Raw genomic sequence first — 5,529 nt, 5'->3', positions numbered from 1 at the left:
GTATTAATGAATTGCTTCAGTCGTACGCGTCGACCGTTCCAACACTTGAGTTTGCTTCATTTGAAGGGCACTTAAAAGGCGCCATTGACTTGGTTTTCGTCAAAGAAGGGCAGTACTTTCTGCTAGATTACAAATCGAATTACCTAGGCGATCAACTTGAAGATTATACGCACGACAAACTTTCTGAAGCGATGCTTGATCACCGCTATGACTTACAGTACCTCATCTATAGTCTTGCCTTACATCGCTATCTAAAAGCACGCTTGGGAGCTGCTTATCGTTATGAACGAGATTTTGGTGGTGTATATTATCTCTATCTTCGTGGTATGCCACTTAACTCTGATGGGAACGAGTTGGGCGCATCGCAAACGGGTGTCTATTTCATCAAACCTGAAGCGGCTTTGATAGAAGCACTCGACCTGCATTTGGAGGGCGCATGAGTTTAATTAAAACGCCTGTACTGAAAAACCTTGCTCAGCAGGTCGAGGCACAAAATACTGCATATCGCTGGCTTGATCTTTACGCCGCAGAGTTTGTGGTTAAAGGTTTGTTAGAAGAAGAGCGACAGCATGCCAGCAGCTTAGCGCTTTTAATCTGTGAACTGTCCTACGCGACGAGTAAGGGGCAAATCTGTATTGCCTTGTCAGCTCATAAGATAGGACTTGATCACGACTTCAAAGCTAGCTTATTGCAGCTCTCCGTCGTCGATGACTTCTCACAAGCGAGAGCTCATAAGAGGCTGCATGCAAAACAGAGTGTCAAGCCCTTGGTTGTTTCGGGTGATAAGCTGTATTTGACTCGTTATTGGAATCTACAGTGTGAATTCGAAGCTTGGTTAGCGAAAAGGGTGAGCAGTGAAAGCCTGAGTGACGAAGCACTCAGCGAGTCTCAGTTGGATCGTTTGAGTCAGTGTTTAAAAAGCATGTTTGCATTAAATGGTGTGGACTCAGACGAGAAACCAGACTGGCAAGCCGTTGCAGCTGCACATGCTTTGCTGCAAAAAACAACTTTGATTGCTGGGGGACCCGGTACCGGAAAAACCACCACAGCAGCAAGCCTGTTGCACTTGGTCGATCAATCATTCAGGCTACGTTTGGGCCGACCAGCAAAAGTAAGGTTGCTCGCCCCGACAGGAAAGGCTGCCGTTCGTCTAGCGGACTCAATCGCCTTCCAACTTAAGCGAATCGAAACTGAGCAGGCTGTGCTAGAAGGCTCAGATATGCTTCCACTTAGCGCGTGTTTGCCTGCTAATGGTGAGACGATACACCGTTTCTTAATCGACCATAAAGCTTTACCTTCGCAACACTCTTATTCAGAAAAACTTAACGCAGAGAGCCTCTTTTCGGGGCGGAGTGAAATTGCACTTACTGAAGCTGATATCTTGATTGTTGATGAGTCATCAATGATCGACTTGGCTTTAATGCATGCGTTAATCAAAACCGTGCCTGACACCACACAAGTGATCTTTATGGGTGACCCTTATCAGCTGCCACCCGTGGAGCCGGGCGAGGTATTCTCAGAGACGGTTAGGCGTTTTGAGGATATGTCTTATAGTAGCGAATTTGCCGATCGTCTGGCAAGTCTGACTGGCTATGAGTCAGGAGTCTTTCTAACTCCAGCTGTCGACAAAAAAGTAGCGAGTGAAGGCATTAATCAAGCGCTTTGCTATTTGAGAAAGACCTACCGCTTTGGTGGAGAACTTAAGCGCGCTGCCGAGCAAATTAATGCCGGTAATTTTATCGGTTTTCAAAATGACTTTTGCATTAGTCGCCACTTAGATAGCAATAACAAGCAGGTACGATGGTTCGACTATCAAGAGGGTGAAAACCAAGCTGAAATGAATGCTCAGCAAGTTCATCACTCAATCACGGCAGCCTATCAAAGCTATTTTGAGGCGGTGCAGAAGCAAGCAGATATCGCAGCATTGAATAGTGCCTTTGCTGACTTCCAATTGCTATGTTCGACTCATGAGGGCGAGCAGGGTGTGATCGCTATGAATAATTATATTGAACGAAGTTTGCTGGCGATGCTACCGGGGCACTATTCCGCCAATGTTGATACCGGATCTTTCCTGTATCATGGTAAGGCCATTCTTATTACTAAAAATCACGCAGACTTGGGTGTTTTTAATGGTGATATTGGCTTTGTCGTTGCTCGTAATCATGAGCCGGGTAGTACGGGAAAGTTTCAGGTGGAGGTGCCGCAAGGCTCGGGCGAGAGCATTATCGTATCACCGAAAAGGCTCAAAGCCTGGCAACCTGCTTACGCGATGACGGTGCACAAAAGTCAGGGCTCAGAGTACCAGCGTGTCGGGATTCTTCTTGCTGATTACGCTAAAGAACTTTTATCGCGTTCGCTATTATATACCGGTCTTACGCGGGCTAAACAGCGTTGTGATATATGGGCCGATACGCAGGCTCTGGAAAAAGCTTTTTTGGAGTGAATACTCAGCTAAAGTCTTAGGGTGTTATCTTTCCTCTGTGCAGCGAAGCGCTCTGTGAACTCGATGGTTCAATGTGTAGGCAGAGCCTTAACCTTGCTCGCCAAATAACTATTCACTTCGCTACTTAAGGTATGCTGAGCCAAAAACCGGGCTGCAAAGCCATTGATATCATCAATTTCAGTGCGTTTACCCGCGCGAATATCTTGTAGCATAGAGGAGATATTTGTGCTGGTTTTTTGCATCACATCGAAAACCAGCGTTTCGATTTCATCACCGGAAAGAGGGTAGCTTGCTGTGTTTAGCAGCTCGCTAAGTTCTAGCTTCAGTATTGGCCAACCTTCAATAAAACGTCGTGATGTCCGTACTTGGCCATTCGGGCAATTTAGTAGCGCTGTATAGGGATTAATAGCGCAATTGATCACGAGCTTGTGCCACAAAGCCTGCCATATGTCCTTTTCGTATTGGAGTGTTAGCGTCTTGTCTAATGCGGGTGGCTGAAGGTAATTAAGTAGCGCTCGGGCAGCATCGTTAGATTCTGCAGCTTTGTTTAAGGGGCCGACGCGCGTAAGGCCGGAGCCTGCATGGACAATTTGATTTGAAGAAACCCGATTAGCGCCTTCAGTCGTGACGGCGGCGAAAATAGGGTTATCAGGAAAGGCTTCTAGAATGTCGTATTGGCTACCCAGGCCATTTTGGAATAACACTAATAGGGTTTTATCTGTGATGGCTTCACCAAGCTTTTTAAGGCCGGGAAGGGCATCGAAGCTTTTGGTGCACACAAGTAGGCAATCGATTGTTTGCGGTGTTTGTTCTAGCCTAAAGCTTAGTTGGGTATTTTCTGGAATGTGAGCCAGGAAGGGGCTGCTAATAGAGAAGGAAAGTTCCTTGCGCATAGACAGGTTTGAGTATGCTCGCTTATCAATAAAGCTAACATGCGGGCCAGAGGCCCCTGAAAATCCGCAGTGCAGATGAGCTGCCCAAAGACAGCCCATTGCACCGGCACCCATTATGTGTAGCTTCAAGGCCAATTACATGGCCTTGATTTTTTCGAGCTGTTCAGCCAGCTTGGCTTGGCTACTTTGCGCGTCTTCCAGCTTAGCCTGCTCTTTCTCTACAACGTCTTTTGGCGCATTGCTTACGAACTTCTCATTGTTCAGTTTGCCAGAAAGGCGCTTAATTTCTTTCTCCGCCTTATCGATTTCTTTATTGAGTCGAGCTATCTCGGCATCAAGGTTGATCAAACCGGCCATTGGTACCAAGACTTCCATAGAGCCGACTAACTGAGTTGAACTCATAGGCGCTTCTTCGTCATTTAACCAGCTCATTGACTCGAGCTTGGCGAGTGACTTAACAAAGCCTTCGTTTTCCTGGAAGCGGCGCTGATCTTCATTATTGCCGTTACGCAGTAGAACGGGAATTGCCTTGGCAGGAGAGATATCCATCTCACCACGAATGTTTCGTATTGCGACGATGACACCTTTTAGCCACTCAACGTCACCCAGTGCTTTTTCATCGACTTTCGACTCATCTGCTTCAGGGTAAGGCTGAGTCATAATGGTTGCGCCAGACTGACCGGCCAAGGGAGCAACACGCTGCCAGATTTCCTCTGTGATATAAGGGATAAAGGGGTGAGCCATTCTTAGTACAGCTTCAAGTACTCGTACCAGTGTGCGGCGTGTGCCACGCTTAAGCGCTTCGTCGCTGTCGTCACTGTTTAGAATCGGCTTGGAAAGCTCCAGGTACCAATCACAATACTCATTCCAGATGAAGTCATACAAAGTGTGTGAGGCCATATCTAGACGGAACTCACCAATAGATTTTTCAATGGATGCTTCGGTTTGCTGAAGGCGCGAGATGATCCATTTGTCAGCTAAAGATAATTGATAATCGTCAGAATTCTGAGCACAGTCCTGATCTTCAGTATTCATGAGCACATAACGTGCAGCGTTCCAGATCTTGTTACAGAAGTTTCTGTAGCCTTCTAGGCGTTTCATGTCCCAGTTGATATCACGACCCGTCGAAGCCAGTGAGAATAGGGTAAAACGAAGTGCATCGGTCCCGTGTGCAGAGATACCGTCTTCAAAGGTCTTGCGCGTGCGCTTCTCAATTTTTTGAGCAAGCTGGGGCTGCATCATATTACCGCAGCGTTTTTCAACCAGAGATTCAAGGTCGATGCCGTCAATCATATCGAGCGGGTCGAGTACGTTACCCTTCGACTTGGACATTTTGTCACCATGCTCGTCTCGAATAAGGCCTGTTACGTATACATATTTGAACGGAACCTGGGCTTTACCGTTTTCATCTTTCATAAAGTGCATGGTCATCATGATCATGCGGGCAACCCAGAAGAAAATAATATCGAAGCCCGTTACCAAAACATCTGTTGGGTGGAAGGTCTTCAACCTTTCCGTTGCTTCTGGCCAACCTAGTGTGCCGAAAGTCCAGAGTGCTGAAGAGAACCAGGTGTCGAGAACGTCTTCGTCTTGAGACAGTTCAACTGAAGCATCAATATTGTTTTCAGTACGTACTTCTTCTTCAGTGCGGCCAACGTAAACATTACCTTCAGCATCGTACCAAGCCGGGATTCTGTGTCCCCACCAAAGCTGGCGAGAGATACACCAGTCCTGAATGTCGCGCATCCAGGAGAAGTACATGTTTTCGTATTGCTTGGGAACAAACTGAATCTCGCCATCTTCAACTGCCTGTATTGCAGGTTCAGCTAGCGGGCCTGCACGAACGAACCACTGGTCTGTAAGAAGTGGTTCGATGACAACACCTGAGCGGTCGCCGTAGGGTGCAACCAAATTGTGATCATCAATACTTTCTAATAAGCCAAGCTCTTCAAATTTTGCAATGATGGCTTTACGCGCTTCAAATCGATCCAAGCCAGCAAATTCTGCGGGTAGGGCTGTATCGAAAGCATCTGAAGCTTGGCCTTCAGTGTCGTAAACTTCTGCTTCTTTAAGGATGGCAGCATCAATATCGAAGATATTGATCATCGCTAGGCCGCAGCGCTTACCCACTAGATTATCGTTAAAGTCGTGCGCAGGTGTTATTTTTACACAACCAGTGCCTTTTTCCATGTC

Annotated in this window: 4 protein-coding genes; 2 read left to right on the top strand and 2 right to left on the bottom strand. The window is 46.9% G+C overall.

Translation table 11 applies throughout. The features are described 5' to 3' along the window. Together A3763_RS13510 and recD are read left to right on the top strand one after the other, a co-directional pair. Positions 1 to 440, top strand: a 440-nt coding sequence (locus A3763_RS13510) for a PD-(D/E)XK nuclease family protein (protein WP_197482904.1), incomplete at its 5' end; no start/stop codon positions are given. Further along, the gene (recD, locus tag A3763_RS13505; protein ID WP_068507843.1) at positions 437 to 2,443 is read left to right on the top strand and encodes an exodeoxyribonuclease V subunit alpha; all 2,007 of its coding nucleotides are present in this window, start codon (positions 437 to 439) and stop codon (positions 2,441 to 2,443) included. The genes A3763_RS13510 and recD, both read left to right, overlap by 4 nt. 68 nt (positions 2,444 to 2,511) lie before the next feature. On the opposite strand, the gene A3763_RS13500 is transcribed toward recD, so the two are convergent. Then, the gene (locus tag A3763_RS13500) at positions 2,512 to 3,450 is read right to left on the bottom strand and encodes a ketopantoate reductase family protein (protein WP_068552997.1); all 939 of its coding nucleotides are present in this window, start codon (positions 3,448 to 3,450) and stop codon (positions 2,512 to 2,514) included. Positions 3,451 to 3,471: 21 nt separating this feature from the next. Further along, positions 3,472 to 5,529 (bottom strand): valine--tRNA ligase (locus A3763_RS13495; RefSeq protein WP_068760132.1); only part of this gene is annotated, 2,058 nt, incomplete at its 5' end.

Source organism: Oleiphilus sp. HI0128, assembly GCF_001635365.1.
This window is presented reverse-complemented; position numbering and strand designations above follow the sequence as displayed.